The organism is Pseudomonas sp. KU26590 (genome assembly GCF_026153515.1).
Taxonomy (GTDB): Bacteria; Pseudomonadota; Gammaproteobacteria; order Pseudomonadales; family Pseudomonadaceae; genus Aquipseudomonas.
In genome coordinates, this window is record NZ_CP110644.1 from 2,657,192 (window position 1) to 2,677,301 (window position 20,110).

The window sequence follows — 20,110 nt, forward strand, 5'->3', positions numbered from 1 at the left end:
ACATAGTGATCGCCCGGTGTCCTACGAATAACGTGGTGGGCGGCGCGGCACAGTAAATGCTTGATCCGGTCTATACCGCCCAGTCCATTTCCTGCACCCGGAGCCTGCCATGACCGTCACCGCCAACCTCCCGATCATCGACATGGCCGGGGTCCGCGAAGGCGACGATGCCGCGATCCGCCGCGCCGGCGAAGCCATCCGTAGCGCCTGCAGCGAGAGCGGCTTCTTCTACATCATCAACCACGGCGTGCCCCGCCAGGTGATCGACAGCGCCATGTCGGCAGCGAAAGCCTTCTTCGCTTTAGCGCCGGAGGTGAAGCGCCAGGTCGCGGTGAACAAACGTCATCGCGGCTGGCATGCGTTGGGCGGGGCGCTGATGTATGAGGCGACCAAGCCGGATTTTAAGGAGTTTTTCAGCATCGGCCTCGAGCTGCCGGAGGATGACCCGAGCGTACTGGCGGGGGAGGCTTTGCGCGGTCCGAATCAGTGGCCGGATTTCATGCCGGCGTTGCGGCTGGCGCTGGACGCGTATTACGAGGAGATCGGCAAGGCGGGCGCTGATCTGTTGAAGGCGGTGGCCGTGGGACTGGGTATCGAGCCCGATTTTTTTGCGCCGAAATACGGCAAGCGTTTGCAGCGCACGCAGATGGTCTATTACCCGCCCCATCCACCGCGGGCTGAAACCGATCAGTTCGGCGTGGCGCCGCATACGGATTATGGGTGCATTACGTTGTTGCATCAGGACAACAGCGGCGGTCTGCAGGTGCGTGAGTTGGGCAGCGGGGCGTGGGTCGATGCGACGCCAATCGAGGGCACTTTGGTGGTGAACGTGGGGGATTTGCTGGCGCGTTGGTCGAACGATCGGTTCCGGTCGACGTTGCATCGGGTGATCAATCAGTCAGGGCATGAGCGGTATTCGATCGCGACGTTTTATGACCCGACCTATGGGGCGGTTGTTGATCCCTGCGATTTGGGGATTGATGCTGCTGCGAGCCTTTATCCGGCGGTGGCGGCGGGGGATTACATACTTAAGCGGATTGATGATTCGATGGCGTATCGGAAGAAGGCGTAGTCGCAGGCTCCGAAAAGCGGATAAACGCGCAGAGATTTACGCGTATCCATTATCTCGGTGTGCTGTTGTTATGGTTCCGCCCTTACGGCGGGTCACTTTTTCCAACAGCCGAAAAAGTAACCAAAAAGGCCGTGCTCCTGGTTGGGTTCCTCCTTCGTCGGAATACCCTCACTCCGACGACGCTCCGTGGGCCCGCGCCGAACGGACATCCATGTCCTGACGGCGCTCTCGCGGCATCCATGCCGCTCGGCCCACTGCGCGTCGTCTGCGTTCGGCCTGCACCCAAGTCGCGTTCTGCGGTGTTTGAACCTGTTGCGTATGAAGATCAAAAGCAAAGGCGAGCAAAAGCAAAAGCTTCCCGGCTGAAGCCGGTCCCACTCAAAGCAGCGCATGCATTGCGTTCACCGATCGTTCCCACGCTCCGCGTGGTAATGCCGCTTCGGACGCTCTGCGTCCTGCAAGATGTGCATCAATCCAGATATGTGACGCGGAGCGTCACAGGATGCATTCCCACGCGGAGCGTGGGAACGATCAAAGGATCAGATACCGAGCGCACCTGTAGGACCGGCTTCAGCCGGGAAGCCTTCGATCTGCTTAAACGCGCTTTTGATCTTCAATCACAAAAAGTCCAGACGACACCAAACGCGACTTTGGTGCAGGCCGAACGCAGACGACGCGGAGTGGGCCGAGCCGCATGGATGCGGCGAGAGCGCCGCTAGGACATGGATGTCCGTTCGGCGCGGGCCCACGGAGCGTCGTCGGAGTGAGGGAACCCGACGAAGTCGGGCCAAACCAAGAGCAAGCACCCTTGGTTACTTGGGGTGCTTTTCCAAGTAACTCGCCGAAGGCGAAACGGTCTGCCCTTAGGCAGACGCTTGTTATCCAGATCTTGATCCAGATCTTGATCTTCCAAGCGCCAGCGCTGCTTTTTAGATAACGGCGAGAATCGCCTCGGTAACAGCCCCGATATTCCCCTGGTTCAAAGCCGCCACACAAATCCGCCCGGTATCCAACGCATAAATCCCGAACTCATTGCGCAACCGATGAACCTGCGCCGTCGTCAGACCCGAATACGAAAACATCCCCCGCTGCCGCGCGACGAAACTGAAATCCTGCTCCGCCGCATTATTCGCCAGACGCTGCGTCATCTCCTCACGCATCCCACGAATCCGCAGGCGCATCTCACCCAGCTCTTCTTCCCACTTGGCACGCAACTCAGGGCTGTTCAACACCGCCGCCACAATCGACGCGCCGTGGGTCGGCGGGTTCGAATAGTTCGTGCGGATCACACGCTTCACCTGCGACAACACCCGCGCCGTCTCCTCCTTCGAATCCGTCACGATCGACAAAGCGCCGACCCGCTCGCCGTACAGCGAAAACGACTTCGAAAACGAGCTGGAAGCAAAGAACGTCAGACCGCTGTCGGCAAAAAGACGCACCGCCGCCGCGTCCTCGTCGATGCCATCACCGAAGCCTTGATACGCCATGTCCAGGAATGGCACGTGCCCCTTGGCCTTCAGCACCTCAAGCACCTTCTTCCAGTCTTCCAGGGTCAGGTCAACGCCGGTCGGGTTGTGGCAGCAGGCGTGCAGCACAACGATCGAGCCGGACGGCAGGTTCTGCAAATCTTCCAGCATCCCCGTGCGGTTCACGTCATGGGTGGCGGCGTCGTAATAGCGATAATTCTGCACCGGGAAACCGGCGGTTTCGAACAGCGCGCGGTGGTTTTCCCAGCTCGGGTCGCTGATCGCCACAACAGCGTCAGGGGAAAGCTGCTTGAGGAAGTCAGCGCCGATTTTCAGCGCGCCCGTGCCGCCGACCGCCTGGACCGTCATCACCCGGCCCGAGGCCAACAGCGGTGACTCGGCGCCGAACAGCAGGGTTTGCACGGCCTTGTCATAGGCGGCGATGCCGTCGATGGGCAGGTAGCCGCGAGGCAGGTGTTGGGCCACCCGGTTTTCTTCCGCTTCGACAACGGCGCGCAGCAGCGGAATTTTCCCTTCTTCGTTGCTGTAGACGCCCACACCCAGATTGACCTTGGTCGTGCGGGTATCGGCGTTGAATGCTTCGTTGAGGCCCAGGATAGGATCGCGTGGTGCCATTTCGACAGCGGAGAACAGGCTCATTGTGCGGGGGCTCTGAGTGGGGAGTGAATGGATCGCGTCGCTCCAGCCGATTGCACTAGAGCGGTGCACAAACGGGGAGCAAGTATAAAGGCCCGCGCCAGTGTGGGCGACAGGCCGGGACCGGTTTTTCCGGGTTTTTCGCGAAATTTTTCGACCGTTAGTCCCGTGCCGCGGACTAATCTGCGGAGGGTGGCTTGAAAGGTGGCGCGGTCGACTCCACTTGTAGTCCCATCACTTTCTTCTATGTACGTCTTTTCCCTGGCGGGATCAGTCGTCCGTGCTCATTGCGTTGCTGCAGAATCTGGCAGTAGCCCGTCCAGAGGTACGTTATGTCCGAGTTTCAGCTCGTTACCCGTTTTGAGCCGGCCGGCGATCAACCAGAAGCGATTCGTCAGCTGGTTGAAGGCATCGACGCCGGGCTGTCGCACCAGACCCTGCTCGGTGTCACCGGTTCGGGCAAGACGTTCAGCATCGCCAACGTCATTCAGCAGGTGCAGCGCCCGACCCTGGTGCTGGCGCCGAACAAAACCCTGGCCGCCCAACTGTACGGCGAGTTCAAGGCGTTCTTCCCGAACAACTCGGTCGAGTACTTCGTTTCCTACTACGACTACTATCAGCCCGAAGCCTATGTGCCGTCGTCGGACACCTTCATCGAGAAGGACGCGTCGATCAACGACCACATCGAGCAGATGCGCCTGTCCGCGACCAAAGCGTTGCTGGAGCGCAAGGACTCGATCATCGTCACCACGGTGTCCTGCATCTACGGTCTGGGCAGTCCGGAGACCTACCTGCGCATGGTGTTGCACGTGGATCGCGGCGACAAGCTCGATCAGCGCGCCTTGCTGCGCCGTCTGGCCGACCTGCAATACACCCGCAACGACATGGATTTCGCCCGGGCGACCTTCCGGGTGCGCGGCGACGTGATTGACGTCTACCCGGCGGAGTCGGACCTGGAAGCCATCCGCATCGAGTTGTTCGACGACGAAGTCGAGAGCCTCTCTGCCTTCGATCCGCTGACCGGCGAAGTCATCCGCAAGCTGCCGCGCTTCACCTTCTACCCGAAGAGCCACTACGTGACCCCGCGCGAAACGCTGCTGGACGCGATGGAAGGCATCAAGGTCGAGCTGCAGGAGCGCCTGGAATACTTGCGCGGCGCCAACAAGCTTGTGGAAGCGCAACGTCTGGAGCAACGCACCCGTTTCGACCTGGAGATGATCCTCGAGCTGGGTTACTGCAACGGCATCGAAAACTACTCGCGCTATCTGTCCGGGCGTCCGTCCGGCGCGCCGCCGCCGACGCTCTACGACTACCTGCCCGCTGACGCTTTGCTGGTGATCGATGAATCCCACGTCAGCGTGCCCCAGGTCGGCGCCATGTATAAGGGCGACCGTTCGCGTAAAGAAACACTGGTGGAGTACGGTTTCCGGCTGCCATCGGCGCTGGACAACCGGCCGATGCGTTTCGATGAGTGGGAAAACGTCAGCCCGCAGACCATTTTCGTGTCAGCGACGCCGGGTAACTACGAGGCCGAACACGCGGGTCGCATCGTCGAGCAGGTGGTACGGCCGACCGGTCTGGTCGATCCGCAGATCGAGATCCGTCCGGCGCTGACCCAGGTCGACGACTTGCTCTCCGAGATCCACAAGCGCGTGGCGATCGAGGAACGGGTGCTGGTGACAACGCTGACCAAGCGCATGTCCGAAGACCTCACCGATTACCTGGCCGACCACGGCGTGCGCGTGCGTTATCTGCACTCGGACATCGATACCGTCGAGCGCGTCGAGATCATCCGCGACCTGCGTCTGGGCACCTTCGACGTGCTGGTGGGGATCAACCTGCTGCGCGAAGGCCTGGACATGCCGGAAGTGTCGCTTGTGGCGATTCTCGATGCCGACAAGGAAGGCTTCCTGCGTTCCGAGCGTTCGCTGATCCAGACCATCGGCCGCGCCGCACGTAACCTCAACGGCCGGGCGATCCTGTACGCCGACCGCATCACCGGCTCCATGGAGCGCGCGATTGGCGAAACCGATCGCCGTCGCGAGAAGCAGATTGCCTTCAACCTGGCCAACGGCATCACGCCGAGAAGCGTGATCAAGGACGTCGCCGACATCATGGAAGGCGCCACCGTGCCCGGTTCGCGCAGCAAGAAGCGCAAGGGCATGGCCAAAGCCGCCGAGGAGAACGCCAAGTACGAAGCCGAGCTGCGCTCGCCGAGCGAAATCACCAAACGCATCCGTCAGCTGGAAGAGAAGATGTACCAACTGGCCCGCGACCTGGAGTTCGAAGCCGCGGCACAGATGCGCGACGAGATCGGCAAGCTGCGCGAGCGGTTGCTGGCGGTTTGATGCCGCGAGAACGCGCGGACTGTCGTGATGGCGCAGACTGTCGTCACGGCGCCATTCAATCCGTAGGAGCCGGCTTGCTGGCGAACGCGTTCTAGCCGTCACCCACCCGGCGACTGACACACAGCATTCGCCAGCAAGCCGGCTCCTTGGAGATTGCATTGATTCAAATCACCAAGGAGGTGGGCGGCCTGACGCTTTCGCGGGCAAGCGCGCTCCTACAGACCGGTGCCAGACCGCTGATTAATCAATGTGCCGCGCCACTCTTGACCCCCGACGGCAACTTCTTCGTCAGCAACACCGCCAGCATGCTGACCCCCAGCGCAATGCCGACAAAATGAAACGCGTCGTTGTAGGCCATGATCGCCGCCTGTTGATGGGCGATCTCGCTGAGCTTGCCCAACGCCGCCGTTTCACTGCCCAGCCGGTCGGTGAGCATTGCCATGCGTTCGGCCACTTGCGGGTTGGCGGGGGAGATCGATTCGCGCAAATAGTCGAAGTAGGTCTTGGTCCGCGCATCCAGCAACGTCGCCAGCAGCGCAATGCCGATGGCGCCGCCCAGGTTGCGCAGAATGTTGAACAGGCTCGACGCCGACCCTGCATCCTGGGGCTGAATGAATGCCGTCGCGATCAGGGAAATGGTCACCATGATCAGTGGCTGACCCAGCGCCCGCACGATCTGAATCTGATTGAACTGCGGCCCGGCGAAGTCCGGATTGAGCACGCCGGAAGAAAAGCTCGCCAGCCCGAACAAACCAAACCCCAGCGTACACAGCAGCTTTGGCGAAATAATCTTCATCAGCTGCGGCACCAGCGGAATCAGAAACAGCTGAGGCACGCCCATCCACATGATCACCTCGCCGATCTGCTGCGCGTTGTAGCCCTGAATCTGCGCCAGGTACAGCGGCAGCAAGTAGATCGAGCCATACAAGCCGACCCCCATGCCGACGCTGGAAATACTCGACAGCCCGAAATTGCGGTTGCCGAGGATGCCCAGATTGATCAGCGGTTTCGCCTTGGACAGCTGAATGATCACAAAGCTGATCAGGCTCACCAGCGCAATACTACCCAGGCCGACGATCAGGTTCGATTCCAGCCAGTCCTTGCGATGCCCCTCTTCAAGAAACACCTGCAAGCAGCCCAGCCCGACACCCAGGGTGACGATGCCGGCGTAGTCGGTGCTCTTGAGCAATTCCCAGTGCGGCGCCTTTTTCTCCAGGCCGTACAGCAGGCCGCCGATCATCACCAACCCCGGCGGGATGTTGATGTAAAAGATGTATTCCCAGCCAAAATTCTCAGTCAGCCAGCCGCCCAGGGTCGGGCCGATGGAAGGGGCGAAGGTGGCGGTCATGGCAAACAGCGCCATGCCCTTGGCCCGGTGATGCTCCGGCAGTTTGATCAAGGTCAGGGTGAACGCCAGCGGGATCAGCGCGCCGCCGGTGAAGCCCTGCAGGGCGCGGAAGACGATCATGCTTTCCAGGCTCCAGGCCATGGAGCAGAGCAGGGACGACAGCAGAAACCCCACCGACACCCAAACCGCCAGACGCCGCGCCGAGAGCAACTGCACCAGCCAGGCCGTCAGCGGAATCATGATGATTTCCGCCACCAGATACGAGGTGGAAATCCACGAGCCTTCTTCCAGCGTCGCCGACAGCGCGCCCTGAATGTCCTTGAGCGACGAGTTGGTGATCTGAATGTCGAGCACGGCCATGAACGCGCCGAGCATGACGCTCATCACGGCAATCCAGTCGCGCCGGGTCGGTTCGCCGACCGGGCGGATCAGCTCGTCACCGGCCACGTTGCGGGTCGTTCGCTGGCCGGATATCGACCGAAACGGTCACCGACATGCCCGGGCGAATCTTGCCGTGCAGCGGGTTGTCCGGTGCGAAGGTGAGCTTGACCGGGATGCGCTGCACGACCTTGGTGAAGTTGCCGGTGGCGTTGTCCGGCGGCAGCAGGCTGAACTGCGCACCGGAGGCGGCAAACAGGCTGTCGACGCGGCCGTCGATGGGCGTGCCGGGAAAGCTGTCGAACGTCAACTGGGCAACCTGACCGATCTCCATGTGCTCGATCTGGGTTTCCTTGAAATTGGCCTGCACCCAAATGTCTTCATCGGGGACGATGGACAGCAGATAAGCGCCGGCCTGAACGAACTGACCATTGCGCGCCGCCCGCTGGCCGACCAGCCCGCTGAGGGGCGAATGGATTTCGGTTCGCTGCACATTGATCTGCGCCTGGGCCAGGTCGGCGCGTGCGGTGGCGATCTGCGCGTCGAGGCGCTTGATCTCGGCGTTCAGCGCGTTGACCTGCTGGCGCTGACTCTGGGCGTCGGCCTGGGCCTTGGTGACCTGGGAGCGGGCGACGTTGCTGTCGGCGGTCATGGTGGTGACCTGGGCTTCCGAAACGAAACCCGGGGTGCGCAGCTTTTGCAGTCGTGCCAGGTCCAGTTGCGTGCGCCCAAGGGTCGCCTGATTCGCTTGCACCTGCGCATCGCTGGCGGCGATCAGGCTCGACTGCTGGGTCAGACGGCTCTGGGCTTGCAGGCGCTCCGCCTCGCGGGTGGCCAGGGTCGCCTGGGCACGGTCGATGGCCAGGCGGAAATCATCCGGCTCAAGCCGCACCAGCAACTGGCCTTTTTCCACGTGCTGGTTGTCCTGCACCAACACCTCGTTGATCCGCGCGCCAAGCTGGCTGGACACCCGGGTGATTTCACCCTGCACGTAGGCGTTGTCGGTGGACTCGTGAAAGCGTCCTTTCAGGTACCACTGGGCGAAGAAGGCGAGGGCGATCAGCAGGACCACCACGAAGAAAATGAACAGGCGGCGCTTGAGTTGGGCGGGCATGGGCGTTCTGAATTATTGGAATGTAAGCAAACTTATCAGGGTTGGCGGTCTGGCACCTAGCCATCGTCGCGATCATGACCGCCACTGATGGCGAGCTATTCGTTTTAACACGCGTCGGTACGTGTGCCGGGCGGCGAGGGCGGGGCCGCCTGTCCTGCCATCACCACGATTCTGCGGTCCATCAAGCGCCGGCGCTGGAGCCGCGCAGGCCGCGCCTGTTAACATTCGCGGCTTGTTCGACCTATCCGGGATTTTCCATGACCACCGTTCGCACCCGCATCGCGCCATCGCCCACCGGCGACCCCCACGTTGGCACGGCCTACATCGCGCTGTTCAACTATTGCTTCGCCAAGCAGCATGGCGGCGAATTCATCCTGCGCATTGAAGACACCGATCAACTGCGCTCGACCCGCGAGTCCGAACAACAGATTTTCGACGCCCTGCGCTGGCTCGGCATCGAGTGGAGCGAAGGCCCCGACGTCGGCGGTCCCCATGGCCCGTATCGCCAGAGCGAGCGCGGCGACATCTACAAGAAGTACGTGCAGGAACTGGTCGACGCCGGTCATGCCTTCCCGTGTTTCTGCACCGCTGAAGAGCTCGACCAGATGCGCGCCGAGCAGACCGCCCGGGGCGAAACCCCTCGCTACGACGGCCGCGCGCTGCTGCTCGCCAAAGAAGAAGTCGAGCGTCGCCTGGCCGCGGGCGAACCCCATGTGATCCGCATGAAGGTGCCGAGCGAAGGCGTCTGCGTAGTGCCGGACCTCCTGCGTGGCGAAGTCGAAATCCCGTGGGACCGCATGGACATGCAGGTCCTGATGAAGACCGACGGCCTGCCGACCTACTTCCTGGCCAACGTCGTCGACGACCACCTGATGGGCATCACCCACGTGCTGCGCGGCGAAGAATGGCTGCCGTCGGCACCCAAGCTGATCCTGCTCTACGAATATTTCGGCTGGGAAAAACCGGCGCTGTGCTACATGCCGCTGCTGCGTAACCCGGACAAGAGCAAGCTGTCCAAGCGCAAGAACCCGACCTCGGTGACGTTCTACGAGCGCATGGGCTTCATGCCGGAAGCGATGCTCAATTACCTGGGACGCATGGGCTGGTCGATGCCCGACGAGCGCGAGAAGTTCTCGCTGGACGAAATGGTCGAGCACTTCGACCTGACCCGCGTGTCCCTCGGCGGCCCGATTTTCGACATCGAGAAACTCTCGTGGCTAAACGGCCAATGGCTGCGTGAACTGCCGGTGGAAGAATTCGCCACCCGCGTGCAGAAGTGGGCGTTCAACAGCGACTACATGATGAAGATCGCGCCCCACGTGCAGGGCCGCGTCGAGACCTTCAGCCAGATCGCACCGCTGGGCGGTTTCTTCTTCGCCGGTGGCGTGACGCCGGACGCCAAGCTGTTCGAGCACAAGAAGCTGTCGCCGGAGCAGGTGCGTCAGGTCATTCAGCTGATTCTGTGGAAGCTGGAATCCCTGCGTCAGTGGGAGAAGGACAAGATCACCGGTTGCATTCAGGCGGTGGTCGAGTACCTGGAGCTTAAGCTGCGTGACGCCATGCCGCTGATGTTCGCCGCCATTACCGGTCAGGCGAACTCGGTATCGGTCACCGACGCGATGGAGATCCTGGGCCCCGACCTGACCCGTTTCCGTCTGCGCCAGGCGCTGGACATGCTGGGCGGCGTGTCGAAGAAAGAGAACAAAGAGTGGGAAAAGCTGCTCGGCGCAATTGGCTGATTGGCTACCTGAGTCAGCCCGGGCCATTGAGCGATGGCCCAATGGCCCGGCGTGAACCGGTTTTCCGGGAGGCGGTAAGTGATTGTTATCCCGGAAAATTCTTTTGGAATTGTTTGAAAAAGAGTTTGACAGCTTTGTGGGTCGCACTTAATATGCGCCCCGTCCACACGGCAACGCAGAAACACGCGGTAACGCGGCGTTCTACGTAAGTGTATTGTGGGGCTTTAGCTCAGCTGGGAGAGCGCCTGCATGGCATGCAGGAGGTCAGCGGTTCGATCCCGCTAAGCTCCACCAAATTAGAAGCTTCAAGGTTTGCTTTACTGCCTTGAAGTTCGTCCCGCATCGGAACCAGCACCGATGCGGTACGCAAGGGTTACGTCCCCTTCGTCTAGTGGCCTAGGACACCGCCCTTTCACGGCGGTAACAGGGGTTCGAGTCCCCTAGGGGACGCCAGTTTTACCGAGTGAGGCCGTTGTTAGAGCTGATCTCCGCCGAGAGGCGTAAAGTCGGGGCTTTAGCTCAGCTGGGAGAGCGCCTGCATGGCATGCAGGAGGTCAGCGGTTCGATCCCGCTAAGCTCCACCAATTTCGCCAGGGTTCGTCATTGCGGGACGACGAACCTGACTGAAGGTTTTGCGTCCCCTTCGTCTAGTGGCCTAGGACACCGCCCTTTCACGGCGGTAACAGGGGTTCGAGTCCCCTAGGGGACGCCACGATTTCTCGCTCTGCGAGACCAAGGGTCATTCGATTATTGAATGGCCCTTTTGTTTTTCCGGGGTTTGGTTCCTGACCCTTTCTCTGTTTATCTCCCTCGTTCATCCCGCTTATCGTTTATCCCAAGGCACCGATACGCCCTTGCCAACGCACATGATGAGGATAATATTATCGCCATCATCCCGGAGGCGGTCATGAACGACAAAAAAGCACAGACCCGCGAACGTATTCTCACTGCTGCCAGTTCCGCACTGATCGCACGCGGCCCGATCGAGCCCAGCGTCAACGAAATCATGGGCGCAGCCGGGCTCACGGTGGGTGGCTTTTACGCGCATTTCGACAGCAAGGAAGCGTTGATGCTTGAGGCGTTCAGCCACCTGCTGGCCGAGCGACGTGAGATGGTCGCCGGCATCGACGATCAATTGCCGGGTGAGGAACGCCGTGCGCTGTTGGCGGCGTTCTACCTGTCGCGCAGGCACCGAGACGCCCAAGAGCACGCGTGCCCGCTGCCGACGGCGATAGGGGAGATGGCGCGTCTGTCCGATGATTTTCGCAACGCCTTGGCAGAACACGTCGAACTGATGGTGGCGCAGCTCGCCGCCAGCCCTGAAGAGACCGACAAGACCCTGGCCGATATCGCCTTGATGGTCGGTGGTCTGGCACTCGCCCGAGCCCTGGGGCCCAGCGAACTGTCGGATCGGGTGCTGAGGGCGGCGAAGTCGGCGGTGCTCTGAGTCGCTCTGGACCCCGTGGGAACGGCTTCAGCCGGGAAGAGGCCAGCGCAGGCACCATCCATTCTGCGGTGTGACATCCGACGTCTTCCCGGCTAAAGCCAGTCCTACGAGATACACGCGGTCCGTCAGTGGGACCGGCACCATCCATTCTGCGGCGTGACATCCGACGCCTTCCCGGCTAAAGCCGGTCCTACAGAATGCGCAGCGCTTTCCTGGCTCTAATGGTTCCCGCCGGATCACCGCGCATTTGTAGGACCGGCTTCAGCCGGGAAGAGGCCCGCGTGGACACCCGCAGCCTCTGGTCAAGCGAGACCCTCATCCGTTTTTGTCCGATGCTTTTGGTTACACTGTCCGCGTAATGAATTTGATAGGGCGGGAAGACATGGTCTGGGATCTGGCAACGCCGTTCGTCATCGATCTGCAGGTGGGCGAGGAGGACATTGACGGCCTGGGCCACGCCAACAATGCCGTGTACGTCACTTGGCTTGAACGCTGCGCGTGGCGGCATTCCCAGCAGTTGGGACTGGACCTGACCGAGTACCGCCGACTTGACCGGGCTATGGCCGTGGTGCGTCACGAAATCGACTACCTGGCCAGCGCCTATCAGGATGACGAACTGCAACTGGCGACCTGGATCGTCGACTGGGACCAGCGCCTGAAGATGACCCGGCGCTTCCAGCTCAAACGGCCCAGCGACGGCGTGACGTTGCTGCGCGCGCAAACCACCTTCGTCTGCATCGAGTTGTCGTCGGGCAAGCCCAAGCGCATGCCGAGCGAATTCATCGACGGATATGCAGCCGGCCTTCACCGCGTTGTGTCCTGACGTCCGGCGCGCTTAATCCGTATCCAATCCGCCGGCCTCTGCGTAAACTGCCTGACTTTTTTTTGAGTGTGACCCATGCAAATTGCCCTGGCGCCCATGGAAGGCCTGGTCGACGACATCCTGCGCGACGTGCTGACGCAAGTCGGCGGCATCGACTGGTGCGTGACCGAATTCATCCGGGTGACCGAGCGCGTGCTGCCGGAGCACTACTTCCACAAGCTTGCGTCCGAGCTATTGCAGGGCTCGAAAACCCGCGCCGGCGTGCCCTTGCGTGTGCAACTGCTGGGTTCAGACCCAGTGTGCCTGGCCGAGAACGCCGCCTTCGCGGCCGAGTTGGGCGCACCGGTCATTGACCTGAACTTTGGCTGCCCGGCCAAGACCGTCAACAAATCCCGGGGCGGGGCGGTGCTGCTCAAGGAGCCAGAGCTGCTGCACACCATCCTCAGCCACGTTCGCCGCGCTGTGCCGGCGCACATTCCGGTCACCGCCAAAATGCGCCTGGGTTACGACAGCACCGAGCCAGCCCTGGATTGCGCGCGGGCGCTGGAAGCAGGCGGCGCGGAACTCATCGTCGTCCACGCTCGCACCAAGGTCGACGGCTACAAGCCGCCGGCGCACTGGGAGTGGATTGGCAAGATTCAGGACGTGGTGAAGATTCCGATCATCGCCAACGGCGAGATCTGGACCGTCGACGACTGGCGCCGCTGCCGGGAGATCTGCGGAGCCCGCGACATCATGATCGGCCGCGGTCTGGTGGCGCGTCCGGACCTGGGCCGGCAGATCGCCGCTGCGCAAGCCGGGCGCGACGTCATCCCCATGACCTGGGCGGAGCTGCAGCCGCTGCTGCGGGATTTCTGGCTGCAGGCCATGGCCAAGATGACCCGCGTGCAGGCACCCGGCCGCCTCAAGCAATGGGTGGTCCTGCTGACCAAAAGCTACCCCGAAGCGACTCTGCTGTTTGATGCCCTGCGCCGCGAAACCGACTGCGAGCGGATCAGTCAGATGCTCGGTGTGAGCGTGCCGGAAGCCGCCTGAAATTTTTTTTTGATGAGGCTTGAAACGCAAATGGCCGTCCCTATTTTGGGGTTACGCGATGCCGAAGACGGGTCGCGGTTATAACCACTTGCTGATCTATCAGGAGATTTTCAGATGACTACTGCATTTTCCCTGGCTCCACTGTTCCGTCACTCGGTTGGCTTCGACCGCTTCAACGACTTGTTCGAATCGGCGGCGCGCAACGAGTCGGCCAGCAGCTACCCTCCCTACAACGTCGAGAAACACGCTGATGACCAATACCGCATCGTCATCGCGGCGGCGGGGTTCAAGGAGGAAGATCTGGAGTTGCAAGTCGAGAAGGGCGTACTGACCGTCACCGGCAACAAGCGCGAGAACACCGCGGAAGGCGTGACCTTCCTGCACCAGGGCATCGCCCAGCGTGCCTTCAAGCTGTCGTTCCGCCTGGCTGACCACATCGAGGTCAAGAACGCCGCTTTGGCCAATGGCCTGCTGAGCATTGATCTGCTGCGTCTGGTGCCTGAAGAGGCCAAGCCAAAACGCATCGAAATCAATGCCCGCAAAACCCTGACTCACTGATCCCGAGTCAGGCCAGAAAGGCGCCCTGCGGGGCGCCTTTTTTGTTTCTGTCTCGTGCCCATCGTGAGTGTGGCGCCGATCGGCATTCACGACTGCTGTGCAGCCGATCGCGGGCAAGCGCGCTCCTACGCCCTGCGGGCAGAATCAAAAGCTCAACCTGACACCCAACCAATCCCGGATCCCCGCAAAACCTGTAGGAGCGCGCTTGCCCGCGAAGGCAGGGTGTCAGGCGAGTGATTCGTCACAGGTAGAATGCGTTCGCGGGCAAGCGCGCTCTTACGATGAATCTGGCCATGGCACACAAGCTTTGGCGTGCATGAGGTCCGTGGGAGCCGGCTTGCTGGCGAATGCTGTCTGTCATTCACCGAAGTGGGATCGCCGAACCGCGTTCGCCAGCAAGCCGGGTTCTACCGTTGCTGAAACTCCGCAGCCTGCGCGTCCAGCAGCGCCATGAACGCCCGTGCCGCGTTGGAGAGCGTGCGTTCGGTGTGGACGATGTACCCCAGCTGTCGCCGCAACTGAATGCCCGGTAACGGGATGGCCGTGACTTGCTCATCAAGCATGGTCCTGGGCAGCACGCTCCAGGCCAGGCCGATGGACACCATCATCTTGATCGTCTCCATGTAGTTGGTGCTCATGGCGATGTTCGGCTTCAAACCCTGGGCCTCGCACAGACCGCTGACGATGTGGTGGGTGAAGGTATTCTCGCCCGGGAACACCGCGGGGTAGCCGGCGATGTCCGCCAGGCTGACGTTTGCCTGGGTCGCCAGCGGATGCTCGGGGGCCGCGACGAAATCCAGCGGGTCGTCCCATATCTGCACGGCTTTGACCAGCGCGTGAGGCTCGGGCGCCAGGGTAATCACCGCCAGCTCCGCACGACCGTGGAGGATTTCTTCGTAGGCCACTTCCGAATCAAGAAACTGAATGTCCAGCGCGACGTCCGGATAGGTCTTGGTGAACGCCCTTAATAGCGTAGGCAACCGGTGCAGTCCGATGTGGTGACTGGTCGCCAGGGTCAGACGCCCGGTGACTTCCCCGGTCAGGTTGGTCAGCGCACGACGGGTGTCGTCCAGCACATTGAGGATCTGATAAGCGCGGGGCAGCAGGGCGCGTCCGGCTTCGGTCAGGCTGACCTCGCGACCCAGCCGATCAAACAGCCGCACGTCCAGCTGCTGCTCCAGACCGGCAATGCGCTTGCTGACCGCCGGCTGCGTCAGGTGCAGACGCTCACCGGCTGCCGAGAAACTGCCCATCTCGGCGATGGCGATAAAGGCATTGAGATTAGCCAGATCCATCTCGGATTCCTGTTGGTTATGCAAAGCATGAAAAATATGAATTTGAGTTATTTAAGCATATTCCATAGCATCACCCCCACAAGCCAAAGGTCTTTACGGTGTCATCTCGACATCGGCGGCCGGGGCATAGAAATACGCTGATGAGGAACCGTCTGATGGCCGGCAAAACGCTCTACGACAAGCTCTGGGATTCGCATTTGGTCAAGCAGCGCGACGATGGCTCCGCGCTGCTGTACATCGACCGTCACATCATCCACGAAGTGACCTCGCCTCAGGCTTTTGAGGGATTGCGCCTGGCCCGTCGCAAACCGTGGCGCATCGACGCCAACGTCGCCACCGTCGACCACAACGTGCCGACCACCCCGGACCGCAAGGACGGCGTCGACGCCATCGTCGATCAGGTGTCGCGCTTGCAGGTCAAAACCCTCGATGACAACTGCGACGAGTACGGCATCACCGAATTCAAGATGAACGACATCCGTCAGGGCATCGTTCATGTCATCGGCCCGGAGCAGGGCGCGACCCTGCCCGGCATGACCGTGGTCTGCGGCGACTCGCACACCTCCACCCACGGCGCTTTCGGCGCGCTGGCCCACGGCATCGGCACTTCCGAGGTCGAGCACGTCCTCGCGACCCAGTGCCTGGTCGCCAAGAAAATGAAGAACATGCAAGTGAAGGTCGACGGCAAGCTGCCGTTCGGCGTCACGGCCAAGGATATTGTCCTGGCCATCATCGGCAAGATCGGCACCGCCGGCGGTAACGGCCATGCCATCGAATTCGCCGGCAGCGCCATTCGCGACCTGTCCGTCGAAGGCCGCATGACCATCTGCAACATGTCCATCGAAGCCGGCGCTCGCGTCGGGCTGGTGGCGACCGATAAAAAGACCATTGCCTACGTCAAGGGTCGTCCTTTCGCACCGAGTGCCGGGCAATGGGACGCAGCCGTCGAGGCCTGGAAAGACCTGGTGTCCGACGACGACGCGGTGTTCGACACCGTGGTCGAGCTCGACGCGACCCAGATCAAACCGCAAGTCAGCTGGGGCACGTCGCCGGAAATGGTCGTCGCCGTGGATCAGCATGTGCCCGATCCGGCGCAGGAAACCGATCTGGTCAAACGTGGCTCCATCGAGCGGGCCTTGAAGTACATGGGCCTGAAAGCCAATCAGGCGATCACCGATATTCAACTGGATCGCGTGTTCATCGGCTCGTGCACCAACTCGCGGATCGAAGACCTGCGCGCCGCGGCGGAAATCGCCAAGGGCCGCAAAGTGGCGGCGACCATCAAGCAGGCGATCGTCGTGCCGGGCTCGGGTTTGGTGAAGGAACAGGCCGAGCGGGAAGGGCTGGACAAGGTGTTCATCGAAGCCGGTTTCGAATGGCGCGAGCCGGGCTGCTCGATGTGCCTGGCGATGAACCCGGACCGCCTCGAGAGCGGCGAGCACTGCGCGTCGACCTCCAACCGCAACTTCGAAGGCCGTCAGGGCGCCGGTGGGCGTACTCACCTGGTCAGCCCGGCGATGGCGGCAGCGGCGGCGGTCAACGGCCGTTTCGTCGACGTTCGCACCATGAGCCAGGCATAAGGAGCCCCGTATGAAGCCTTTTACCCAACACACTGGTCTGGTCGCTCCGCTGGATCGCGCCAACGTCGACACCGATCAGATCATTCCCAAGCAGTTCCTGAAGTCGATCCGCAGAACCGGCTTTGGCCCGAACCTGTTTGACGAGTGGCGCTACCTCGACGTGGGCCAGCCGTATCAGGACAACAGCAAGCGTCCGCTGAACCCGGATTTCGTGCTCAACGCCGAGCGCTACCAGGGCGCCAGTGTCTTGCTGGCCCGGGAAAACTTCGGTTGCGGTTCGAGTCGTGAACACGCTCCGTGGGCGCTGGAAGAGTATGGTTTTCGCAGCATCATCGCGCCGAGCTACGCGGACATCTTCTTCAACAACAGCTTCAAGAACGGCCTGCTGCCGATCATCCTGAGCGAAAGCGAAGTCGATGAGCTGTTTAAAGTGGTCGAGGCAACCCCGGGCTACCAGTTGAACGTGGACCTGGCAGCGCAGACCGTGACCCGTGAAGATGGCAAGGTGTACCACTTTGAAATCGACGCCTTCCGCAAGCACTGCCTGCTCAATGGCCTGGACGACATCGGCCTGACCCTGATGGACGGCGAGGCAATTGCAGCGTTCGAGAGCAAGCACCGCGCGTCGCAGCCGTGGCTTTTCAGGGATGCCTGATTGATACCCGGTCTGTAGGAGCCGGCTTGCTGGCGAACTCAGTGTGCGAGGCGACGCGACGGTGACTGAAAAGGCGCATTCGCCAGCAAGCCGGCTCCTACAGACGGCATAGCACCTGCTTACATAATCGGCGCTTTCGAAGCGCCGATGCACTTATTGAAACGAGGACGTTATGAGCAAGCAGATTCTGATTCTCCCAGGTGATGGCATCGGTCCGGAAATCATGGCCGAGGCGGTCAAGGTGCTGGAACTGGCCAGCGAGAAATATCAGCTGGGTTTCGAACTGAGCCACGACGTCATCGGCGGCGCGGCCATCGACAAGCATGGCGTGCCGCTGGCAGATGAGACCCTTGAGCGCGCCCGTTCGGTTGACGCGGTATTGCTCGGCGCCGTGGGTGGTCCGAAATGGGACGCCATCGACCGCGACATCCGTCCTGAGCGCGGCCTGCTGAAGATCCGCTCGCAACTGGGTTTGTTCGCCAACCTGCGTCCGGCGATCCTTTATCCGCAACTGGCAGATGCCTCCAGCCTGAAGCCCGAAATCGTCGCCGGCCTGGACATCCTCATCGTTCGCGAGCTGACCGGAGGTATCTACTTCGGCGCACCACGTGGCACCCGCGAACTGGAAAACGGCGAGCGTCAGTCCTACGATACGTTGCCGTACAGCGAGAGCGAGATCCGCCGCATCGCCCGTGTCGGCTTTGACATGGCTCGCGTGCGCGGCAAGAAGCTCTGCTCGGTGGACAAGGCCAACGTGCTGGCGTCCAGTCAGTTGTGGCGCGAAATCGTCGAGCAGGTGGCCAAGGATTACACGGACGTCGAACTCAGCCACATGTACGTCGACAACGCCGCCATGCAGCTGGTCCGCGCACCGAAGCAGTTCGACGTGATCGTCACCGACAACATGTTCGGCGACATCCTCTCCGACGAAGCGTCGATGCTCACCGGCTCCATCGGCATGCTGCCGTCGGCGTCGCTGGATTCGAACAACAAGGGCATGTACGAGCCTTGCCACGGTTCGGCGCCGGACATCGCTGGCAAAGGCGTGGCCAACCCGCTGGCGACGATTCTGTCGGTTTCGATGATGCTGCGTTACAGCTTCAACGAACACACCGCCGCCGACGCCATCGAGAAAGCCGTGAGCCTGGTGCTGGACCAGGGCTTGCGCACCGGCGACATCTGGTCCGAAGGCAATGCCCGGGTCGGGACGCAGGAAATGGGCGATGCCGTAGTCGCCGCGCTGCGCAATCTGTAATATCTCGGGCCCACGACTGTCAGGTTGAGCCCTGTGGCTCTCTGCGGTCGGGGCCCCACTTTTAATTAAGGTGTAGTTGCGATGAAACGTGTAGGTCTGGTCGGTTGGCGCGGGATGGTCGGTTCCGTGCTCATGCAGCGCATGCTGGAAGAGCAGGATTTCGATCTCATTGAGCCGGTTTTTTTCACCACCTCCAACGTCGGCGGCCAAGGCCCGTCGGTGGGCAAGGACGTCGCGCCGCTCAAAGATGCCTACAGCATCGACGAGCTCAAGACCCTGGACGTGGTGCTGACCTGCCAGGGCGGCGACTACACCAACGAAGTATTCCCCAAGCTGCGCGAAGCGGGCTGGCAGGGTTACTGGATCGACGCGGCGTCGTCCCTGCGCATGCAGGATGATGCGGTGATCATCCTCGATCCGGTCAACCGCAAGGTCATCGACCAGCAGCTGGATGCCGGCACCAAAAATTACATCGGCGGCAATTGCACCGTCAGCCTGATGCTGATGGGCTTGGGCGGGCTGTTCGAGGCAGGTCTCGTGGAGTGGATGAACGTCATGACGTATCAGGCCGCTTCCGGTGCCGGTGCGCAGAACATGCGTGAGTTGATCAAGCAGATGGGTGCGATCAATGCGTCGGTGGCGGACGAACTGGCGAACCCTGCCAGCGCGATTCTGGACATCGATCGCAAAGTGGCTGACGCGATGCGTGGCGAGGGCTTCCCGACCGAGAACTTCGGGGTGCCGCTGGCGGGCAGTCTGATCCCGTGGATCGACAAGGAGCTGCCGAACGGTCAGAGCCGCGAGGAGTGGAAAGGGCAGGCGGAGACGAACAAGATTCTGGGTCGTTTCAAGAGCCCGATCCCGGTCGACGGTATTTGCGTGCGCATCGGCGCGATGCGGTGCCACAGTCAGGCGCTGACGATCAAGCTGAACAAGGATGTGCCGATCGCCGACATCGAGGGGATGATCAGTCAGCACAACCCGTGGGTGAAGCTGGTGCCGAATAATCGCGAAGCGAGCATTCAGGAGCTGAGCCCGACGTCGGTGACCGGGACGTTGAATATTCCGGTGGGGCGTTTGCGCAAGTTGAACATGGGTTCGCAGTATCTGGGCGCGTTTACCGTGGGCGACCAGTTGTTGTGGGGCGCGGCCGAGCCGTTGCGTCGGATGCTTCGTATTCTGCTGGAACGGTAATCCGGCGTTCGCGCTAGCCCTGCGGCGTGGGTTAGTACTTCAAAATCAAGAGCGTCTGCCTGAGGGCAGACGTTTCGCCTTCGGCGAGTTACTTTTGAAAAGCACCAAAAGTAACCAAAAGTGCCTGCTCTCGGTTGGGCCCCTCG

General features: G+C 61.4%; 15 protein-coding genes and 4 tRNA genes. 15 read left to right on the plus strand and 4 right to left on the minus strand.

Annotated features, from left to right (window positions below):
• Positions 1-109 precede the first annotated feature (109 nt).
• Positions 110-1,072: an isopenicillin N synthase family dioxygenase gene (locus OKW98_RS11710; RefSeq protein ID WP_265389302.1), complete on the plus strand. Its 963-nt coding sequence runs from the start codon at positions 110-112 to the stop codon at positions 1,070-1,072.
• Between the two features lie 929 nt (positions 1,073-2,001).
• Here OKW98_RS11710 and OKW98_RS11715 read toward each other — a convergent pair.
• Entirely contained in the window at positions 2,002-3,198 is a 1,197-nt protein-coding gene (locus tag OKW98_RS11715) for an amino acid aminotransferase (RefSeq protein ID WP_265389303.1), read from the minus strand.
• 329 nt (positions 3,199-3,527) lie between these two features.
• Here OKW98_RS11715 and uvrB point away from each other — a divergent pair, with 329 nt between their 5' ends.
• Positions 3,528-5,543, plus strand: coding sequence for an excinuclease ABC subunit UvrB (uvrB, locus tag OKW98_RS11720; protein ID WP_265389304.1), 2,016 nt, complete (start codon positions 3,528-3,530; stop codon positions 5,541-5,543).
• A gap of 244 nt (positions 5,544-5,787) precedes the next feature.
• On the opposite strand, the gene OKW98_RS11725 is transcribed toward uvrB, so the two are convergent.
• Positions 5,788-7,278: an MDR family MFS transporter gene (locus OKW98_RS11725; RefSeq protein ID WP_265389714.1), complete on the minus strand. Its 1,491-nt coding sequence runs from the start codon at positions 7,276-7,278 to the stop codon at positions 5,788-5,790.
• 49 nt (positions 7,279-7,327) lie between these two features.
• Positions 7,328-8,383: an HlyD family secretion protein gene (locus OKW98_RS11730; RefSeq protein WP_265389305.1), complete on the minus strand. Its 1,056-nt coding sequence runs from the start codon at positions 8,381-8,383 to the stop codon at positions 7,328-7,330.
• Positions 8,384-8,640: 257 nt separating this feature from the next.
• Between OKW98_RS11730 and gltX the strand changes: the two genes are divergently transcribed.
• The 9 genes from gltX (at position 8,641) to OKW98_RS11775 (ending at position 13,985) form a co-directional block, all read left to right on the plus strand.
• A complete protein-coding gene (gene gltX, locus OKW98_RS11735) occupies positions 8,641-10,122 on the plus strand; it encodes a glutamate--tRNA ligase (RefSeq protein WP_265389306.1) in 1,482 nt (493 codons plus the stop codon).
• A 218-nt stretch (positions 10,123-10,340) separates the two neighbouring features.
• Positions 10,341-10,416: transfer RNA gene (locus tag OKW98_RS11740), tRNA-Ala, on the plus strand.
• Positions 10,417-10,499: 83 nt separating this feature from the next.
• Positions 10,500-10,575, plus strand: a tRNA-Glu gene (locus OKW98_RS11745).
• A 55-nt stretch (positions 10,576-10,630) separates the two neighbouring features.
• Positions 10,631-10,706, plus strand: a tRNA-Ala gene (locus tag OKW98_RS11750).
• A gap of 52 nt (positions 10,707-10,758) precedes the next feature.
• Positions 10,759-10,834, plus strand: a tRNA-Glu gene (locus tag OKW98_RS11755).
• Between the two features lie 195 nt (positions 10,835-11,029).
• The gene (locus OKW98_RS11760; protein ID WP_265389307.1) at positions 11,030-11,569 is read left to right on the plus strand and encodes a TetR/AcrR family transcriptional regulator; all 540 of its coding nucleotides are present in this window, start codon (positions 11,030-11,032) and stop codon (positions 11,567-11,569) included.
• A gap of 382 nt (positions 11,570-11,951) precedes the next feature.
• Positions 11,952-12,392 carry an acyl-CoA thioesterase gene (locus OKW98_RS11765; protein ID WP_265389715.1) on the plus strand — a complete coding sequence of 147 codons (441 nt, stop codon included), beginning with the start codon at positions 11,952-11,954 and terminating at the stop codon, positions 12,390-12,392.
• A gap of 75 nt (positions 12,393-12,467) precedes the next feature.
• Positions 12,468-13,427, plus strand: coding sequence for a tRNA dihydrouridine synthase (locus tag OKW98_RS11770; protein ID WP_265389308.1), 960 nt, complete (start codon positions 12,468-12,470; stop codon positions 13,425-13,427).
• A 114-nt stretch (positions 13,428-13,541) separates the two neighbouring features.
• Positions 13,542-13,985, plus strand: coding sequence for an Hsp20 family protein (locus tag OKW98_RS11775; protein ID WP_265389309.1), 444 nt, complete (start codon positions 13,542-13,544; stop codon positions 13,983-13,985).
• A 407-nt stretch (positions 13,986-14,392) separates the two neighbouring features.
• On the opposite strand, the gene OKW98_RS11780 is transcribed toward OKW98_RS11775, so the two are convergent.
• Positions 14,393-15,280, minus strand: a complete 888-nt coding sequence (locus tag OKW98_RS11780) for a LysR family transcriptional regulator (RefSeq protein WP_265389310.1) — start codon at positions 15,278-15,280, stop codon at positions 14,393-14,395.
• A gap of 155 nt (positions 15,281-15,435) precedes the next feature.
• On the opposite strand from OKW98_RS11780, the gene leuC reads away from it, so the two are divergent.
• The 4 genes from leuC (at position 15,436) to asd (ending at position 19,964) form a co-directional block, all read left to right on the plus strand.
• Positions 15,436-16,860: a 3-isopropylmalate dehydratase large subunit gene (gene leuC / locus OKW98_RS11785; protein WP_265389311.1), complete on the plus strand. Its 1,425-nt coding sequence runs from the start codon at positions 15,436-15,438 to the stop codon at positions 16,858-16,860.
• Positions 16,861-16,870: 10 nt separating this feature from the next.
• On the plus strand, positions 16,871-17,515 hold the full coding sequence (leuD, locus tag OKW98_RS11790; RefSeq protein WP_265389312.1) for a 3-isopropylmalate dehydratase small subunit: 645 nt from the start codon (positions 16,871-16,873) through the stop codon (positions 17,513-17,515).
• Between the two features lie 172 nt (positions 17,516-17,687).
• Positions 17,688-18,770: a 3-isopropylmalate dehydrogenase gene (gene leuB / locus OKW98_RS11795; RefSeq protein ID WP_265389313.1), complete on the plus strand. Its 1,083-nt coding sequence runs from the start codon at positions 17,688-17,690 to the stop codon at positions 18,768-18,770.
• Positions 18,771-18,851: 81 nt separating this feature from the next.
• Entirely contained in the window at positions 18,852-19,964 is a 1,113-nt protein-coding gene (gene asd / locus OKW98_RS11800) for an aspartate-semialdehyde dehydrogenase (protein WP_065986059.1), read from the plus strand.
• Positions 19,965-20,110: the final 146 nt, after the last annotated feature.

What these genes read in the sequence shown, in the direction of transcription:
- OKW98_RS11710 (WP_265389302.1), top strand. Translation starts at nt 110, where the DNA reads ATGACCGTCACCGCCAACCTCCCGATCATCGACATGGCCGGGGTCCGC.
- asd (WP_065986059.1), top strand. Translation starts at nt 18,852, where the DNA reads ATGAAACGTGTAGGTCTGGTCGGTTGGCGCGGGATGGTCGGTTCCGTG.
- OKW98_RS11730 (WP_265389305.1), bottom strand. Translation starts at nt 8,383, where the DNA reads ATGCCCGCCCAACTCAAGCGCCGCCTGTTCATTTTCTTCGTGGTGGTC.
- leuD (WP_265389312.1), top strand. Translation starts at nt 16,871, where the DNA reads ATGAAGCCTTTTACCCAACACACTGGTCTGGTCGCTCCGCTGGATCGC.
- gltX (WP_265389306.1), top strand. Translation starts at nt 8,641, where the DNA reads ATGACCACCGTTCGCACCCGCATCGCGCCATCGCCCACCGGCGACCCC.
- OKW98_RS11780 (WP_265389310.1), bottom strand. Translation starts at nt 15,280, where the DNA reads ATGGATCTGGCTAATCTCAATGCCTTTATCGCCATCGCCGAGATGGGC.
- OKW98_RS11760 (WP_265389307.1), top strand. Translation starts at nt 11,030, where the DNA reads ATGAACGACAAAAAAGCACAGACCCGCGAACGTATTCTCACTGCTGCC.
- leuC (WP_265389311.1), top strand. Translation starts at nt 15,436, where the DNA reads ATGGCCGGCAAAACGCTCTACGACAAGCTCTGGGATTCGCATTTGGTC.
- OKW98_RS11775 (WP_265389309.1), top strand. Translation starts at nt 13,542, where the DNA reads ATGACTACTGCATTTTCCCTGGCTCCACTGTTCCGTCACTCGGTTGGC.
- leuB (WP_265389313.1), top strand. Translation starts at nt 17,688, where the DNA reads ATGAGCAAGCAGATTCTGATTCTCCCAGGTGATGGCATCGGTCCGGAA.
- OKW98_RS11715 (WP_265389303.1), bottom strand. Translation starts at nt 3,198, where the DNA reads ATGAGCCTGTTCTCCGCTGTCGAAATGGCACCACGCGATCCTATCCTG.
- uvrB (WP_265389304.1), top strand. Translation starts at nt 3,528, where the DNA reads ATGTCCGAGTTTCAGCTCGTTACCCGTTTTGAGCCGGCCGGCGATCAA.
- OKW98_RS11765 (WP_265389715.1), top strand. Translation starts at nt 11,952, where the DNA reads ATGGTCTGGGATCTGGCAACGCCGTTCGTCATCGATCTGCAGGTGGGC.
- OKW98_RS11770 (WP_265389308.1), top strand. Translation starts at nt 12,468, where the DNA reads ATGCAAATTGCCCTGGCGCCCATGGAAGGCCTGGTCGACGACATCCTG.